Below are 15,542 nucleotides of genomic sequence, written 5' to 3'. Positions count from 1 at the left end.
TTTTGCCATGAATTTGCAGCTGTCTTGATAATTATCAAGACAGGCTGGACAATAAATCAGTACTATCCTAGGCTATGAAAGCCGTATCCATTTTTTCAATTCCTAAAGACCTGCCAGTTCATGAGCGGCAAAAACGCCGGCACATGCTTGCAAGCTTGGGTATTGCCTGGCTGGTCATGATGCAGGTCATGATGTTTGCATTTCCCGGTTACTTTCGTGGTGATTACATCGGTACAGAAAGCCTGGCCATGCTTGATGCGGCCATTATCATCATGAACTGGCTCAGTTTTGCGCTAACCGTGCCGGTCCTTCTTTATTGTGCATGGCCAATCTGGCAGGGTGTTTTTAAAAAATCCTCCGCACATTCAATGCGCGTTAACATGGATTGGCCTGTTGCACTAGGTATTCTTACAGCTTTTATTCCCAGTGTCATTGCTACCGTCAGTCAGCAGGGCGAGGTTTATTTTGAATCCGTTTCCATGTTTGTTGCGTTTTTGCTAACCGCCCGTTATCTGGAATTTTGTGCTGAACAGTCGGCCCGTTATTCTGAAGGGGGTGTGCCGGCCAAGCTAGATCAGGAGCGGACCATCATGACTGCAAAGGCCGATAAAATCGCTTTTGTATTTGTCATCGTCCAAATATTGCTGGCTATCGTCAGTGGGATTGTCTGGTACCTGTTTATCGACAGGGCACATGCCTTGCCCGTACTGGTTGCGCTTTTCGTCATGAGCTGTCCCTGTGCGCTCTCTATGGCGGTTCCAACGGCCTCCTCTGCCGCTCGTGCAATCTTTTTCAATAATCACAGTTTTACCCCGGAACAACAAGAATTCGTATTAAACCTTACCCGAAAAACCGCCAATCAAAATCTTTATGGTTCTTTGGCGTGGCATATTCTCATGGCGCCCTTGGCCATGTTCGGGCTGGTGGCACCATGGGTTGCGGCTATTACCATGTTGGTATCTTCCTTGGCAGTCGCCTGGAACTCATGGCGCTTATATAAAAAATTCCATAATCAGGGCTTCATCGGTAGCCCTGATTGGACGGCAGGGAAAGCCGTCCAGGGATAAATGAAATGGAATCTTTGTTTTTATTGCTTCCAGTTTCATTTTTATTTGTGATCGGTATCGGTATTGCACTGTATTGGGCGGTGTTTTCCGGTCAGTTTGATGATACAGAAGAGAACGGGAAATCCATTCTTGAAGATAATGACTCAAATCATACTTAAAAACGCTCCTGCTAAATAGCTTGCTTTGTTGTATTGCAACACGAAAGCGTGTTTTGACAAGAGTTCATGTAGAATGCGGGTCGACATGGGCATAATTTGTTCTGGGTTCTTGTCTTGTTGATTCAAGTCAAACCGAATTTGTAGAAATGTTTCATGATTCTTATCGGTATCACATAAAAATAGAGTGGTAATTTTTAGAGAGGATGGTCTATGCGTACTCAAAACGCAACTGTTAGTGAAGCCGAAACCTTCAATTACAAGGTAGTTCGGCAGTTCGCCATTATGACGGTGATCTGGGGGATTGTGGGGATGTTTGTCGGTGTTTTTATTGCCGCACAACTTATCTGGCCCAATCTGAATCTGGTTGAATGGTTAAGTTATGGGCGTCTTCGTCCCTTACATACCAATGCGGTAATTTTCGCCTTTGGTGGTAGTGGTTTGTTTGCAACGTCATACTATGTCGTGCAGCGTACCTGTCAAGCCCGTTTGTTTTCAGACAAACTGGCTGCGTTCACCTTCTGGGGCTGGCAGCTGGTCATTGTGGGTGCTGCCATTTCATTGCCAGCAGGCTTTACATCAAGTAAAGAATATGCCGAGCTCGAATGGCCTATTGATATCCTGATCACATTGGTCTGGGTTGCTTATGCAATTGTTTTCTTCGGTACGATTGTCAAGCGTAAGGCAAAACATATTTATGTGGCAAACTGGTTTTTTGGTTCGTATATCCTGACCATTGCCGTTCTGCATATTTTCAACAATATTCAAATGCCCTGGGGCTGGTTCAAGTCTTACTCTGCCTATGCAGGCGTGCAAGATGCAATGGTTCAGTGGTGGTATGGCCATAACGCGGTTGGCTTTTTCCTGACAACCAGTTTCCTGGGCATGATGTATTACTTTGTCCCTAAACAGGCCAATCGTCCTGTTTACTCTTACCGTTTGTCTATTGTTCACTTCTGGTCGCTGGCTTTTACCTACATGTGGGCCGGTCCTCACCACTTGCTGTACACATCGCTTCCCGACTGGACGCAAAGTCTGGGTATGGCATTCTCCCTGATTCTGCTTGCGCCATCATGGGGCGGTATGATTAACGGCATTATGACCATGTCAGGTGCATGGCATAAACTTAGAACAGACCCTGTCCTGAAATTCATGGTGGTGGCACTTTCTTTCTATGGTATGTCAACCTTCGAAGGTTCAATGATGTCCATCCGGTCCGTGAACGCCTTGTCTCACTATACGGAATGGACTGTTGCACACGTTCACTCTGGTGCCCTGGGTTGGGTTGCCATGATTACTTTTGGTAGTCTGTATTATATGATTCCACGTTTGTGGGGTCGTGATTCCATGGCCAGCAAATCCCTGGTGGAAGCCCACTTCTGGATCGCCACCATTGGTGTGGTTCTTTATATCGCTTCAATGTGGATTGCCGGTGTAATGGAAGGTCTGATGTGGCGTGCTGTTGAGCCTGATGGCACCATGACTTATGCATTTGTGCAGGCGCTTAAATCCAAGTATCTGCTTTATATCATTCGTTTCACGGGTGGCGCTTGCTTCCTGGCTGGTGTGATCATTATGTTGTACAACGTCATTATCACCATCAAAGGACAAAAACCTGTTAATCCTGCTGTTCCGGTTGGTTCTTCTGAAGATTCTCACCAAGCATCAGCAGTTGGTGCTCCTGCAACAGTGTAATTAGGAGAACTCTAATGGCTAATAAATCAAAAAGCTTTTTCTCACACGAAACTATTGAGAAGAATGTCGGGATACTGATTATCCTCAGTATCCTGGTGATCTCATTTGCTGGATTGGTGCAAATCGTTCCTTTGTTTTTCCAGCATTCAACCACTCAGCCTGCAGAGGGGGTCACTCCTTACACCCCCCTGCAATTGGCAGGTCGTGACATCTACATCAAGGAAGGTTGTGTAGGTTGTCACTCGCAGCAGGTTCGCATGTTGCAATCCGAGGTGTTGCGTTACGGTCATTACTCCCTGGCCGGTGAGTCCGTTTACGATCACCCGTTCCTGTGGGGTTCCAAGCGTACCGGTCCTGACCTTGCCCGTGTGGGTGGGCGTTACTCCGACGACTGGCACAGGCTTCACCTGCGTGATCCGCGTGCCTTGGTTAAAGAGTCCAATATGCCGGCATACAGCTGGTTGCAACATAAAGATATTTCCAACGTTGATCTGAGACCTCGTATGAACGCACTGCGCAAGCTGGGTGTTCCATATACTGATGAGCAGATTGCCAATGCCAATAAAGAACTTGCCGGCAAAACAGAGGAAGATGCTGTTATTGCTTACCTGCAAAGTCTGGGTGTTGGTTTTATCAACGCGTTACGCGCCAAAGAAACTGCCCAACCTGCAACACAGGCAGTTAGTACCGGGGGGTAACTGATATGGCTATATTAAATGGTGTATTCACCGTCATATCAATGTTGATGTTTTTTGGAATCATCTGGTGGGCATGGTCAAAGCACCGTGTCAAGGACAATGACGAAGCGGCAAGGTTGCCATTCGCATTGCCAGATGAGGGATCAGATAAAGGAAATCGTAATAAGGGGTATGGATCATGAGTGATTTCTTGAGCATTGGATGGAGTTACTGGATTTCCATCATTGCGCTGGGTGGTGTTGTATTTTGTCTTTGGTTGTTGTTCACGCAACGGTCTTGGCTGGGTGGCGCCCCTAAAGGTGAGGAAAGTACGGGACACGTATGGGATGGAGTTGGTGAGTTGAACACACCAATCCCCCGTTGGTGGGTCATCATGTACATTGGCTTGTGTGTTGTGGCGCTTTTTATCATGTTTTTGTATCCGGCACTGGGATCCAATCCGGGTGTGGTTGGCTATACAGCCGCCAAGCAAGTTGAAGAAGAGCGTGCCGAGTACCTGAAGACCATTGCGCCCGTTTATGAAAAGTTTGCGGCAATGCCTATTGATGAGTTGGTTAAAAACCCTGAGGCCCACATGATTGGTGAACGGTTGTTCCTGAACAACTGTGCACAATGTCATGGTTCAGATGCAAAAGGCCAGCCCAACTATCCCAACCTGACTGATGGCGACTGGTTGTATGGTGGTGAGCCCGCGACCATCCTGCAAACCATCACAGAAGGTCGTCATGGCATCATGGCTCCTTTGGGTGCTGCGATTCCCCAGGCCAAAGCCGAGGAAGTCGCCAACTATGTCCGTTCACTTTCAGGGCTGTCACATGACGCTACGCTGGTGCCGGCAGGGAAAGCAACCTTTAACCAGTTTTGTGTGGCCTGTCACGGTGCTGATGGTAAAGGCAATAAAGCCTTGGGTGCGCCTAACCTGGCTGATAATATCTGGTTGAATAGCAGTTCCAAAGATGTCATTGTCAATACTATCCTGAACGGACGTGAAGGTCTTATGCCTGCGCAGAAAAATCTTCTCACACCCGATCAGATCCGTATGTTGACATCGTATGTATGGAGTCTCTCTAATAAAGAGGCCGTAGCACAATAAGCAGTAAACCAAGGAAGAAAGAATGAGTAATGATCGAAGTACCGAAGACAGAAATTCGGAACAGGTTCCAGCTTGGCAACCCGTGCAAATACAGCGCCCAACTCAGGTATCAAGTTCAGCAGGGTTGACCGAGGAAGAAACCAGTAGGGTTATCGATGAATTCAGGGCGAAAATCTACCCTCGATCGGTAACCGGCATCTTCGCTCGCTGGAGGATCATTCTCGTTCTTTTTACCCAGGTTATTTTTTACGGGTTGCCATGGTTGCAATGGAATGACCGTCAGGCTGTTCTGTTCGACCTTGCCGCCCGCAAGTTTTACATTTTTGGTATGGTATTGTGGCCGCAGGATGTGTTTTATATGGCCGTCATACTTATTATTTCCGCTTACGGCCTGTTCCTGTTTACGGCGCTGGCCGGACGCCTGTTCTGTGGATATGCCTGTCCTCAAACGGTCTATACTGAAATTTTCATGTGGATAGAGCGCAAGGTGGAAGGTGATCGGGTAGCCCGTATTCGCCTTGACGAAGAACCTTGGTCGTTTCGTAAATTTCGTATCAAGGCAACCAAACATATTTTATGGATCGCCGTAGCCTGGTGGACAGGTTCAACGTTTATTGGCTATTTTGCCCCCATTCGTGAATTGGGTTCCGATCTTATCAATTTTGAGCTGGGTCCGTGGCAATGGTTCTGGATAATTTTCTATTCAGTGGCAACCTGGGGTAATGCAGGTTTCCTGCGCGAAGCGGTCTGCAAGTACATGTGTCCTTACGCGCGCTTCCAGAGTGTAATGGTGGACTCTGATACCTTTGTGGTTACCTATGACAAAATTCGTGGCGAGCCGCGTGGCGGACGTTCACGTAAAGTTGATCATCACGAACTGGGCCTTGGGGACTGTATTGACTGTACCGTTTGTGTACAGGTCTGTCCAACCGGCATTGATATCCGTAACGGTTTGCAATACATGTGTATTGGCTGTGGCGCCTGTATTGATGCCTGTGACCAGATTATGGATAAAATGAATTATCCCAAAGGACTTATCCGTTATACGTCCGAAAATGGCATGCTTGAAGGTCTTGATAATAAACAGGCCCGAAAACGTCTTTTCAAGCCACGTGTTTATGTATACCTGACATTGTTGGCGTTCTTTATTATTGCCTTCCTGGCGTCAGTGGCGATGCGTACCCCATTGCGTATGGATATCATGCGGGATCGCGGGGCGTTGGGCCGTGAAGTGCCAGGTGGTTTAATCGAAAACGTCTACCGGGTGCAAATTATCAACATGACCGAAGAGCCGCTGGATCTTGAAATTACCGCTCAAGGCAAGGATCTTGAAAAGGTCCGCGTGCGTGCCGGTGACAGTGATAACGCAGTGGTCAAGATTGCGCCTTTTGCCAATGAATGGGTGCCACTGGTTGTTCAGGTTCCGCTTGAAGAGGTTAAGCCCGGTTTGTACGATCTTCAGCTGAAAGCGGAAACGCTGGAAAGTGAAGGCCTTGACCTTAAGGCGGAAGAAAAAACAAGTTTCTTTGTTCCTAACTAAATTTAAGCTGGAAATTTACATGTCTACTTACAATGATGATGATCTTGATGTTAATCCCTGGTACAAGGAACCTTGGCCGTGGATATTAATGGCAGGGCCGGCACTGGCAATAATTGGTTGCATCATTACCATTGTGCTGGCATTATCAACGAATGTAGATCAGCAAGTCAAGCTGGATGGTGTCAAGCAGGGGCTTTTTGTCAGTAAGGATGGCAAGGATATCCCCAGGTTTGACGCAAATCCAGCAGCGGAAGAAAGAAAACTCAAATAACAAACGGGGGTGATATGCGTACCATAATGTGGATTGTATGGCCGTCATTTTTGGCAGCCGGGCTGTTAAGCGGTGTGGTATTTGCGTTGGTAGAACCTGCGGATATAAGCATATTTGGTTATATCCCAGTCAGTATTGAATGGGTCTATGCCGGGGGTTTTTTTCTGTTCTGGGTTATGGCCGCATTTTCAAGTATGTTAAGTTTGTTTATGGTGAACACACGCGGAAACAACAGGCTGTTTGGCAATGACGAAGAGCTTTGATTTTTATTATTGATATCGGGCAAGGTAAAAAAGTACGAAAAAATTTCGTACTTTTTTATTTTGTCTTGATGTTTTGTTCGTGTTTGATCAGGTCATGCAGGCCAGATTTGCTTAACAGCTGCACTTGGCGTTGATGGATACGTATTAGGCCTTCTTTGGCAAAGCGTGAAAGCAGGCGGCTTACCGTTTCAAGGGTAAGACCCAGGTAGTTGCCTATTTCCTCACGGCTCATGCGCAAAATGAACTCATTGGGTGAGTAACCCAGATTGGTGAAACGTGCTGACAGATTCAATAAAAAAGAAGCAACCCGTTGTTCTGAGCGCATGGCCCCCAAAGACAGGACCAGATTGTGTGAACGCGAAATTTCCTTACTGAGGATTTTCCAGAATTGCTGTTGCAGGGCCGGGATTTCCTGGGTTAAGGCATCAAGATCGCTAAGTTTGAGAACGCAAACCTCGGTGTCTTCCAGGGCAATGGCGTTGGACAAATGAGTGCCTTCGCTGAATCCGTCAAGGCCCAGTAATTCTCCGGCAAGAAAAAAACCAGTAATTTGCACGTGGCCACTTTCGTTTTCAAGTTGGGTTTTCATGGAACCCGAGCGAATGCTGTAAATGGCCGTAAGAGGATCACCAACCTTGAAGAACAGCGTTCCTTTGGGAATGCGTATGCGTTCTTTGATCAGTTCGGTCAGCCTGTGTGTTTCGGAGGGTGTCAAGCCACCAGGAACACACAGGTGCCCCAGCATACAGGTTGAACAATGAATTGATTCTTTATTTAGTAAAAGGTGTTTGAGCATCCCTATCTTTTCCTTATTGCCATGCTCAAGCAACTGAGATAGCAGTGCTTATTGTAGCCGTTATACGTGTTTAAATTGTTATTGTTTGGCATATATCAATTTTTTTCCTAAGCTGTTTATTCATTTTTACAATAAAAACCAGGATATTTTTTATTTGTCCTTAATTGCTTAAAGCTTGAGCGTATAAGCATGTTGAAAATATGATAAGCGTAATGTTGCCGTTTTCGGGTGGCATTATTTCCAGTATTTTTTTTGTGCGTATGTGTTTTTAAGTAACTCGATGAAGCTTCGGGTCCTTTGGGGTAAATGTTTTCTGTCGGGTAGCATGGCATAGATGCCATTGGCAGGCGTATTGTAATTATCTAATATAGTGACTAATGTTCCTTTTTCTATCTCGCGGCGTACTTCCCACATAGAGCGCCAGGACAGCCCAAAACCGCTTAAGGTCCATTCAAGCAATACCGAACCGTCAGAGCAAGATAACCTTGCCCTTGGTTTAATGGCAATAATCTGGTCGTTTTCCTTGAATAGCCAGCCCTTATGCTGGTTGCCCTGGGCGCCAAATGAAAGGCACTCATGATGCTGGAGTTCATCGGGATGCTGGGGGATACCGTGTGTTTTCAGGTACGCCGGAGAGGCTACGACAACCCGGTGATTTTCGGCCAGCCTGATGGCAATGAGTTGTGAGTTTTCCAGGTCACCAATGCGAATGGCACAATCATATTGTTCTTCCACCAGATCAACCACTCGGTCGGTCAGGTCTAGCGATACCTTAACGTCTGGATATTGTTCGCAGAAGATGGGGATAAGCGGAGCAACGTGTTTGCGTCCGAATCCAGCCGGGGCCGTAATACGTAAAGGGCCGCTAATCTTGACTTTGCCTTCAGTAATCAGGCTTTCAGTATCAGCCAGGTCTTTCAGGATTCTTTGTGCTTCTTCCAGAAAAATATGTCCTTCTGGCGTAAGCGACAGTTTTCGGGTTGAACGGATGATTAATTTAACGCCCAGCCTTTCTTCAAGGGCATCAATGCGCCGGCCCATCATGGCGGGGGCAATATTGGCCTGGCGGGCAGCGGCAGACAGGGTTCCCAGTGTTGCCACCGCGACAAAACTTTCAAGTTGAGTAAATCGGCTCATTTTAACCCTCTTGGGAAATGCTTTAAATATAAATTAAATAAGGCCCTGGGAAATAAATGATTTTGTTACTGTAGACACTTTTTTCAGTTACAGGGCGGGATCAAACTGAAGCTCTTGCTGTTGCAGAACCAGTTTGTTCAGTCTAAACAGCCGCTCGCGTCTGAGCACTGTTTCTAACGGTTCTGCTTGCCTGCCTATTTTCAGGGCATCTGTGGGAATCAGTTCAAAGAGTGTCTGCATTTGTGCCTGATGGCGTTCCCAGCACATCACCAGAAACTGGTCCGGGTCGTACAGGTACAGTCCAAGATTCCGGATTTCGGCCCGATGAAAGTCCTTGATGTTGCGGGTCAGGATGCAGATGGTACTGTCGGGATGTTTTTGCTGGGCGGCACGGGCTGCTGCAATAACATGCCAGTCTTTTTGATCACTGCGCTTAAGGCCCGCTTCATAGGCCGCTACATCGCCCATATTGGCTAGCGGGAACTGTTCTTGCATTTTCAGCCATTCAGCCTCAAGTAATTCGGGCGCTACGTTCCAGATCCTGCTGGCATTGCGTCGCCATTCCACGCCGATGTATTCAGCCCATATAGGGTGAAAATGCCCTGATTGTGCCATGCGAAACAGCAGGTGTCGCAATACATTGGACATCAGGACACAGGTGTCTATCACAATATGATGGGGAAAGCGGGTTGGAAGTGAGGCAGACATTGAAAACCGGAAATGAAAGACTACAATTGACGATAACAATTGCCTTGTCTTGTTGAGGGGCTGAATTGGTATTTTAACATCTGAATTTGGACGATTGGTTTTAAAGCCTTGTCCTTGTGGACGGTAATAGCAGTTGTCATACCGCTTGTGGAAACTTGCTCAAACCTGAAACGAACAGGCCAGTTATCAAAAAGTGAAATTTCATATCTTGAAATTTCAGGAGGCAACGCTATATAAGTAGTATTCAAAGATAACCCGAGCAGATACGCTCAACCTTTTATGGGAAAGAATGATGCGATTTGATAAGTTGACAACAAAATTCCAGCAGGCTTTGGCTGATGCCCAAAGTATAGCAACCAGAAACGATAACCCTTATATAGAACCTGTTCATGTTCTGTCTGCCTTGCTGGCAGATGCCGAAAGTGGTTCCGCCAGTTTGCTGGCACGTTCAGGCGTGTCGGTTAACCGTGTGCTGCCGGCTCTTGAGAAAGCAATAAAGGATATTCCGCAAGTGCAGGGTGCCGATCCCAATATCCAGATCAGCCGGGACCTGAACGGCTTGCTGAATAAAACCGACAAAGAAGCGGCAAAGCGTGGTGATGCTTTTATTGCCAGTGAACTGTTTTTGCTGGCGCTGTCCGAAGACAATGGTGCGGCTGGTCGTATTTTGCGTGATGCCGGCTTGCAGAAAAAAGCGCTTGAGGCTGCGATTGAAGCGGTGCGAGGCGGAGCTTCCCTGACAGACCAGGAAGGCGAATCCAATCGTCAGGCACTTGAAAAGTACACGACAGACCTGACCGATCGTGCCCGCCAGGGTAAACTGGATCCGGTCATAGGGCGCGACGATGAAATTCGACGGGCCATTCAGATTTTGCAGCGTCGTACCAAAAACAATCCGGTGCTTATTGGTGAGCCTGGCGTGGGTAAAACCGCTATTGTCGAGGGGCTTGCCCAGCGTATTATTAATGATGAGGTGCCAGAGTCCTTGCGGGGCAAACGTGTGCTGTCACTGGACCTGGCCGCTTTGCTGGCAGGTGCCAAGTATCGCGGTGAATTTGAAGAACGCCTGAAAGCGGTCTTGAAAGAGTTGGCCCAGGATGATGGCAATAATATTGTCTTTATTGACGAAATCCACACCATGGTGGGGGCAGGCAAGGCGGAAGGTGCAATGGATGCCGGCAATATGCTCAAACCTGCCTTGTCTCGCGGTGAGTTGCATTGCATAGGCGCAACCACGCTTGATGAATACCGTAAATACATTGAAAAGGATGCGGCACTGGAACGACGTTTCCAGAAAGTGATTGTTGACGAGCCAGATGTGGAATCGACCATTGCCATTTTGCGTGGCCTGCAAGAGCGTTATGAAATTCACCATGGGGTGGACATTACCGACCCGGCTATTGTGGCGGCCGCCGAGCTTTCCAATCGTTATATTACCGACCGCTTCCTGCCTGATAAGGCCATTGACCTGATTGATGAGGCGGCGGCCCGCATCCGGATGGAAATCGACTCCAAGCCCGAAGTCATGGACCGGCTTGACCGGCGTATCATTCAATTGAAAATCGAACGCGAGGCCGTGATCAAGGAAACGGACGAGGCCTCCCGACGTCGTTTGAAATTGATTGAAGAGGAAATGGAACAGCTTCAACGGGAGTATAACGACTACGAGGAAATATGGAAGGCTGAAAAGGCAGCCGTGCAGGGCTCCAAAGCCATTAAGGAAGAAATTGACCGGTTACGGGCACAAATGGCCGAGTACCAGCGCAAGGGGCAGTTTGATAAACTGGCTGAATTGCAATACAGCAAGTTGCCCGAGCTGGAAGGTCGTCTGAAAGCCGCCGAGGCAGGTGCTGAGCAGGCTGAAAAACCTAAATTGCTACGCACCCGTGTGGGTGCCGAGGAAATTGCTGAAGTGGTTTCCCGTGCCACTGGCATACCGGTTTCCAAAATGATGCAGGGAGAGCGGTCCAAATTGCTGGCCATGGAAGATGAACTGCACAAACGGGTGGTTGGCCAGGATGAGGCGGTGACCCTGGTTGCCGATGCCATTCGCCGTTCACGGGCCGGTTTGTCTGATCCTTCCAGGCCTTATGGGTCGTTCCTGTTCCTGGGTCCAACCGGTGTCGGTAAAACCGAATTAACCAAGGCACTTGCCGGTTTTCTGTTTGATTCCGATGAGCATATGGTCAGGATCGACATGAGTGAGTTCATGGAGAAACATTCGGTTGCCCGTCTTATTGGTGCACCTCCGGGATATGTTGGCTATGAAGAGGGGGGGTATCTGACAGAAGCGGTGCGCCGTAAACCTTATAGCGTTATTTTGCTGGATGAGGTTGAAAAAGCACATCCGGATGTTTTCAACGTACTGTTGCAAGTCCTTGATGATGGTCGCCTGACTGATGGTCAGGGTCGTACAGTGGATTTTCGCAATACGGTCATTATCATGACTTCAAACCTGGGTTCACATCATATCCAAAGCATGGTGGGGCAGTCTTACGAGGCGATCAAAGAGGTGGTGTGGGAAGACGTCAAACAGGCATTCCGCCCTGAATTCCTGAACCGGATCGATGAGGTGGTTGTTTTCCATGCCCTAAGCAGCAAGCATATTGCCTCGATTGCGAATATTCAGCTGAAGCGTCTTGCGCAAAGATTGCATGAACAGGAAATGGCACTTGAGGTCTCCGAAGAGGCTCTGGCCTTAATTGCCGAGAGTGGATTTGATCCGGTTTTTGGGGCTCGACCTCTAAAACGTGCCATTCAACAACACATTGAGAATCCAATTGCCAAAAGAATTCTTGAAGGAGAGTTGGGTCCAAAAGATACCATTCTGGTGGGTATGCAAGATGGCAAGTTTTCATTTGCCCGGAAGTAAACCCTTAAATCCTTAATATATATAGGTAAATGCCTGATATTACAGTATTTTTGCTTGTCATTGAAAACTGTTTGTCAGGCATTTTTTGTTACGGAAAATGTATTTTTACACGAATCAGGGTAATTCCCCGGTAAATTTTTGTTGACAGAGATCCGAATAATCGTCATAGTGTGACGTATAAGATTTTCAAGTTCGTTGATTTTTGCTAGATTCTTTGCTCATGCAGTTTCGTTGTGCTTTTGTCTACTCCTTGATGGTCTTGTGTTTGTTTGGTCTATTTAGACCGTAATTTTAAGGAAATTCAAATGTCAACAGAATCTGGCATCGTTAAATGGTTTAACAACGAAAAAGGCTTCGGCTTTATCAAACCCGCTTCAGGCGGTAAAGACTTGTTTGTGCACCACACCGACATCATCGGTTCAGGTTACAAATCCCTGCAAGAAAACCAGGAAGTAACTTTCGTGGTTGCAGATGGTCCTAAAGGTCCACAAGCCAAAGAAGTATCAGCTAAGTAATTTATTGCTAGCTACAAAAATACCGCCGCAAGGCGGTATTTTTTTGTCTAAAATAGTCTGTTGAAGCGGGTTGTTTTTTAGCAACGCTAAAAAATAAAGAAATTTCATTTTATTTATTTAATAAAAATCAGATGCTTGTGTTCTATTTATTAAAATAGCTGCTTATAAAAAGACATTAGGTAATAATTAAAGTTGATTTTAATAATGAGAATCATTATTATTTAATTTGTGTTGCTGGCAAACAGTCCCCCGAACGGTAGAGACAGGCTAAATGGATTGGTAGCAAATTTTGTAGTGTCGCTGGTCTGATCTTTGGTTTTAGGCAGTATTAATCAAGGTGTGATAAAGGCCAAGCGTTTAAATTAAAAAGTATGTATAAATCTTCAAACATAATTCCAACAGTACCTTTTTCAATTCGCCTGGCAGGTGCTGTTACTGCCGCGGGTATTCTTGCTACTTTGGGGTTTATCATAACTTTGGAGGCACCGGCAACTAATGCGAAAGTTGAAGAAGCGCCAGTGTTTGTTTCAATTTTTGAGGAAACGGTTTCCGAGGCGCCTCAAGGTGAAGTTATGCCTGATGTGATACCGCCGCAGGAAGAGCAAGTTGAAGAAGATATCCCCGAGCCGGAGCCAGAGCCAGTGGTTGAGCCGGAGCCAGAACCAGTAGTTGAGCCAGAACCTGAACCAGTGGTTGAGCCAGAACCTGAGCCTCAACTCCAGCCAGAACCCGAACCTGTCATGCCGGTCAAGCCGCCAGAACCAAAGCCGGAATCCAAGCCTGAGCCACCCAAAATGGTTAAAAAAGAAGTCAAACCCAAGAAAAAGGTGGAGCAGGAAAAACCCAAGCCAAAAACCGTATTGAAGAGCCAGAAAGTGTCTGGGCAGGCTCCTCCAGTTAGCAAAGCCATTGGCGTTCCCCAGGGTAATCCCAATGTGAAGCCAGGTTCAGCATCGGCCGATTCGGCACCGATTGTGGTCAGGCAGGTGGATTACAGGGTGCGCCCCAAAGTTAATTATCCAATGAGTTCCCGGCGGCGGGGTGAAAAAGGAACGGTTATTGTGCGTGTCCTCATTGATCGTGACGGGATAGCCAAGCGTGTATCGGTATTAAAAGGAACGCCTTATGATGCCTTGAACAAGGCGGCCTTAAATGCCGTGCGTCAGGCACGATTTAAACCTCAGACAGAAAATGGTGTGCCACGGGAAGCGCTGGCAGACATCCCAATTAAATTTGAATAAAAGGAAAGAGCATGATTTCGGCATTGCTGACTTCAACATATGGTTCAATTGCGCAAATTGTGACCAATACATCAGGAAATAGTAGTGTTGCCGCTGCATCACTCAATGAGGCCGACACGACTTCAACGGCAGCCCTTAATCTGACGCAGGCTACCACGGTGGCGGCCAGTAACGTTGCTGAAGCAGCTGGCACCGTTGCAACGGCAGTTGTCACTGAGGCGGGTGCTTCACAAATGCTGGGTTTTTTAATGCAAAGTGATGCAGTGGGTAAAACCCTGTTTGGCGTGCTGGTGTTCATGTCTTTGCTGACCTGGTATCTTATCGTGGTTAAGGGTTTGCTTAACTTGCGTGCAAGCCGTCACAGCAAAGCATTTCTTTCCCGATTCTGGAGCGCTTCCTCTCTGGAGCAGGTGGACAAGGATTTGCATAAATTTGGGGCGACAGACCCGTTTTCGCGTCTGGCTAACCAGGCCTTGCATGCGCGTGAGCATCATGCAAAATATGGAGTGACCAATTTGTCAGAAGTGGGTTCGAATGCTGATTTTGTTACCCGTACCATGCGTAAAGTCATTGATGAGGAAACCGCGCATCTGGAAAATGGGCTGACTATTCTGGGCTCGGTGGGTTCAACCGCACCTTTTGTGGGCTTATTTGGAACCGTGTGGGGGGTTTACCATGCCCTGATCAATATCGGCATGTCCGATGGCGTCTCCATCAACAGAATCGCCGGGCCAGTGGGAGAGGCGCTGATCATGACCGGCCTGGGTCTGGCGGTGGCCATTCCTGCGGTGCTGGCTTATAACGCTTTTGTGCGGCGCAATCGGGTCGTATTGGCTTCACTGGATGGTTTTGCCTATGACTTATTCGCCTTTGTCACAACAGGACAGCAGGTGGAAGTTTCTTCCGGCAAAGTCCGTGCCTTGCGCAGTAATGGCACACATCATTAAAGCAGTGGGGTAAATAATGGCATTTGGAAGCTTCGACCAGAAAAACAATTCCAATCATATGGTATCGGAAATAAATATGGTTCCGCTCATTGATGTGATGCTGGTTTTGTTGGTTATCTTTATCATTACTGCGCCCTTGCTGGCACACTCTATCAAAATAGATGTGCCACAGGTAAGCAGTGCCCCTGTTACCGAAGACCCCAAGTCAATTGATTTGGCCATTGATGCCAATGGCGGCATTTTTTGGAATGAATCACCCATTCCCGAGGCGGATTTGCGTGAGATGTTCATTTTACAGGCCAAAGAGATGCCTCAACCGGAAATCAGAATTCGTGCTGATGCAAATACGCGTTATGAGCAGCTGGCCAGAATCATGGCAATGGCCAAAGGGTCTGGCTTGAAGAAGCTGGGATTCATCACTTCACCTGCTTCGCAAAGCGCGGCAAACCCAGGTACAGCTGCCACACCCGCGCCCGCACTCCAGCCGGTTCAGTAGGGATATGCCCGGCGCCAGACACGGTGCATAAAACAAAAGGCCTCGTTC

The 15,542-nt window shown here is 47.4% G+C and carries 16 protein-coding genes; 13 read left to right on the top strand and 3 right to left on the bottom strand.

What is annotated here, in order from left to right; translation table 11 throughout:
• Positions 1-74 precede the first annotated feature (74 nt).
• From IE074_RS00990 to IE074_RS00955, 8 genes are all read left to right on the top strand, one after another.
• Positions 75-1,067, top strand: coding sequence for a P-type ATPase actuator domain-containing protein (locus IE074_RS00990; RefSeq protein WP_189383572.1), 993 nt, complete (start codon positions 75-77; stop codon positions 1,065-1,067).
• Between the two features lie 5 nt (positions 1,068-1,072).
• On the top strand, positions 1,073-1,225 hold the full coding sequence (gene ccoS, locus IE074_RS00985) for a cbb3-type cytochrome oxidase assembly protein CcoS (RefSeq protein ID WP_189383571.1): 153 nt from the start codon (positions 1,073-1,075) through the stop codon (positions 1,223-1,225).
• 210 nt (positions 1,226-1,435) lie between these two features.
• Entirely contained in the window at positions 1,436-2,917 is a 1,482-nt protein-coding gene (gene ccoN, locus IE074_RS00980; RefSeq protein ID WP_189383570.1) for a cytochrome-c oxidase, cbb3-type subunit I, read from the top strand.
• A gap of 14 nt (positions 2,918-2,931) precedes the next feature.
• Positions 2,932-3,615 (top strand): cytochrome-c oxidase, cbb3-type subunit II, encoded by a 684-nt coding sequence (gene ccoO / locus IE074_RS00975; protein ID WP_189383569.1) that lies wholly within the window; start codon positions 2,932-2,934, stop codon positions 3,613-3,615.
• Positions 3,616-3,620: 5 nt separating this feature from the next.
• A complete protein-coding gene (locus IE074_RS00970; protein WP_189383568.1) occupies positions 3,621-3,797 on the top strand; it encodes a cbb3-type cytochrome oxidase subunit 3 in 177 nt (58 codons plus the stop codon).
• On the top strand, positions 3,794-4,708 hold the full coding sequence (gene ccoP, locus IE074_RS00965) for a cytochrome-c oxidase, cbb3-type subunit III (RefSeq protein WP_189383567.1): 915 nt from the start codon (positions 3,794-3,796) through the stop codon (positions 4,706-4,708). The genes IE074_RS00970 and ccoP overlap by 4 nt, the downstream gene beginning before the upstream one ends.
• 22 nt (positions 4,709-4,730) lie before the next feature.
• Positions 4,731-6,248, top strand: a complete 1,518-nt coding sequence (gene ccoG, locus IE074_RS00960) for a cytochrome c oxidase accessory protein CcoG (RefSeq protein WP_189383566.1) — start codon at positions 4,731-4,733, stop codon at positions 6,246-6,248.
• A gap of 19 nt (positions 6,249-6,267) precedes the next feature.
• Entirely contained in the window at positions 6,268-6,519 is a 252-nt protein-coding gene (locus tag IE074_RS00955; RefSeq protein WP_189383565.1) for a FixH family protein, read from the top strand.
• A 318-nt stretch (positions 6,520-6,837) separates the two neighbouring features.
• On the opposite strand, the gene IE074_RS00950 is transcribed toward IE074_RS00955, so the two are convergent.
• From IE074_RS00950 to IE074_RS00940, 3 genes are all read right to left on the bottom strand, one after another.
• Entirely contained in the window at positions 6,838-7,578 is a 741-nt protein-coding gene (locus IE074_RS00950) for a helix-turn-helix domain-containing protein (RefSeq protein WP_189383564.1), read from the bottom strand.
• 234 nt (positions 7,579-7,812) lie between these two features.
• Complete coding sequence (locus IE074_RS00945; RefSeq protein ID WP_189383563.1) at positions 7,813-8,715, bottom strand: LysR family transcriptional regulator; 903 nt, start codon at positions 8,713-8,715, stop codon at positions 7,813-7,815.
• An 87-nt stretch (positions 8,716-8,802) separates the two neighbouring features.
• Positions 8,803-9,423 (bottom strand): PIN domain-containing protein, encoded by a 621-nt coding sequence (locus tag IE074_RS00940; RefSeq protein ID WP_189383562.1) that lies wholly within the window; start codon positions 9,421-9,423, stop codon positions 8,803-8,805.
• A gap of 292 nt (positions 9,424-9,715) precedes the next feature.
• On the opposite strand from IE074_RS00940, the gene clpB reads away from it, so the two are divergent.
• The 5 genes from clpB to IE074_RS00915 all read left to right on the top strand — a co-directional run bounded on the left by clpB (position 9,716) and on the right by IE074_RS00915 (position 15,494).
• Positions 9,716-12,295 (top strand): ATP-dependent chaperone ClpB, encoded by a 2,580-nt coding sequence (clpB, locus tag IE074_RS00935; RefSeq protein ID WP_189383561.1) that lies wholly within the window; start codon positions 9,716-9,718, stop codon positions 12,293-12,295.
• 305 nt (positions 12,296-12,600) lie between these two features.
• Positions 12,601-12,810 carry a cold-shock protein gene (locus tag IE074_RS00930; protein WP_189383560.1) on the top strand — a complete coding sequence of 70 codons (210 nt, stop codon included), beginning with the start codon at positions 12,601-12,603 and terminating at the stop codon, positions 12,808-12,810.
• Positions 12,811-13,328: 518 nt separating this feature from the next.
• Complete coding sequence (locus tag IE074_RS00925; RefSeq protein WP_189383559.1) at positions 13,329-14,051, top strand: energy transducer TonB; 723 nt, start codon at positions 13,329-13,331, stop codon at positions 14,049-14,051.
• An 11-nt stretch (positions 14,052-14,062) separates the two neighbouring features.
• Complete coding sequence (locus tag IE074_RS00920) at positions 14,063-14,998, top strand: MotA/TolQ/ExbB proton channel family protein (protein ID WP_189383558.1); 936 nt, start codon at positions 14,063-14,065, stop codon at positions 14,996-14,998.
• Positions 14,999-15,014: 16 nt separating this feature from the next.
• The gene (locus tag IE074_RS00915; RefSeq protein ID WP_189383557.1) at positions 15,015-15,494 is read left to right on the top strand and encodes an ExbD/TolR family protein; all 480 of its coding nucleotides are present in this window, start codon (positions 15,015-15,017) and stop codon (positions 15,492-15,494) included.
• The last annotated feature ends 48 nt before the right edge of the window (positions 15,495-15,542 follow it).

This window comes from Advenella faeciporci, from assembly GCF_014652395.1.
In the GTDB taxonomy this organism is placed as follows: Bacteria; Pseudomonadota; Gammaproteobacteria; order Burkholderiales; family Burkholderiaceae_B; genus Advenella; species Advenella faeciporci.
Note: the sequence above shows the minus strand (reverse complement) of the source record. Positions and strands in the feature narration are given on the sequence as shown.

Bases quoted from the DNA above. Each gene is read 5' to 3' on its own strand.
- IE074_RS00990 (WP_189383572.1), top strand. From the start codon at position 75: ATGAAAGCCGTATCCATTTTTTCAATTCCTAAAGACCTGCCAGTTCAT.
- ccoS (WP_189383571.1), top strand. From the start codon at position 1,073: ATGGAATCTTTGTTTTTATTGCTTCCAGTTTCATTTTTATTTGTGATC.
- ccoN (WP_189383570.1), top strand. From the start codon at position 1,436: ATGCGTACTCAAAACGCAACTGTTAGTGAAGCCGAAACCTTCAATTAC.
- ccoO (WP_189383569.1), top strand. From the start codon at position 2,932: ATGGCTAATAAATCAAAAAGCTTTTTCTCACACGAAACTATTGAGAAG.
- IE074_RS00970 (WP_189383568.1), top strand. From the start codon at position 3,621: ATGGCTATATTAAATGGTGTATTCACCGTCATATCAATGTTGATGTTT.
- ccoP (WP_189383567.1), top strand. From the start codon at position 3,794: ATGAGTGATTTCTTGAGCATTGGATGGAGTTACTGGATTTCCATCATT.
- ccoG (WP_189383566.1), top strand. From the start codon at position 4,731: ATGAGTAATGATCGAAGTACCGAAGACAGAAATTCGGAACAGGTTCCA.
- IE074_RS00955 (WP_189383565.1), top strand. From the start codon at position 6,268: ATGTCTACTTACAATGATGATGATCTTGATGTTAATCCCTGGTACAAG.
- IE074_RS00950 (WP_189383564.1), bottom strand. From the start codon at position 7,578: ATGCTCAAACACCTTTTACTAAATAAAGAATCAATTCATTGTTCAACC.
- IE074_RS00945 (WP_189383563.1), bottom strand. From the start codon at position 8,715: ATGAGCCGATTTACTCAACTTGAAAGTTTTGTCGCGGTGGCAACACTG.
- IE074_RS00940 (WP_189383562.1), bottom strand. From the start codon at position 9,423: ATGTCTGCCTCACTTCCAACCCGCTTTCCCCATCATATTGTGATAGAC.
- clpB (WP_189383561.1), top strand. From the start codon at position 9,716: ATGCGATTTGATAAGTTGACAACAAAATTCCAGCAGGCTTTGGCTGAT.
- IE074_RS00930 (WP_189383560.1), top strand. From the start codon at position 12,601: ATGTCAACAGAATCTGGCATCGTTAAATGGTTTAACAACGAAAAAGGC.
- IE074_RS00920 (WP_189383558.1), top strand. From the start codon at position 14,063: ATGATTTCGGCATTGCTGACTTCAACATATGGTTCAATTGCGCAAATT.
- IE074_RS00915 (WP_189383557.1), top strand. From the start codon at position 15,015: ATGGCATTTGGAAGCTTCGACCAGAAAAACAATTCCAATCATATGGTA.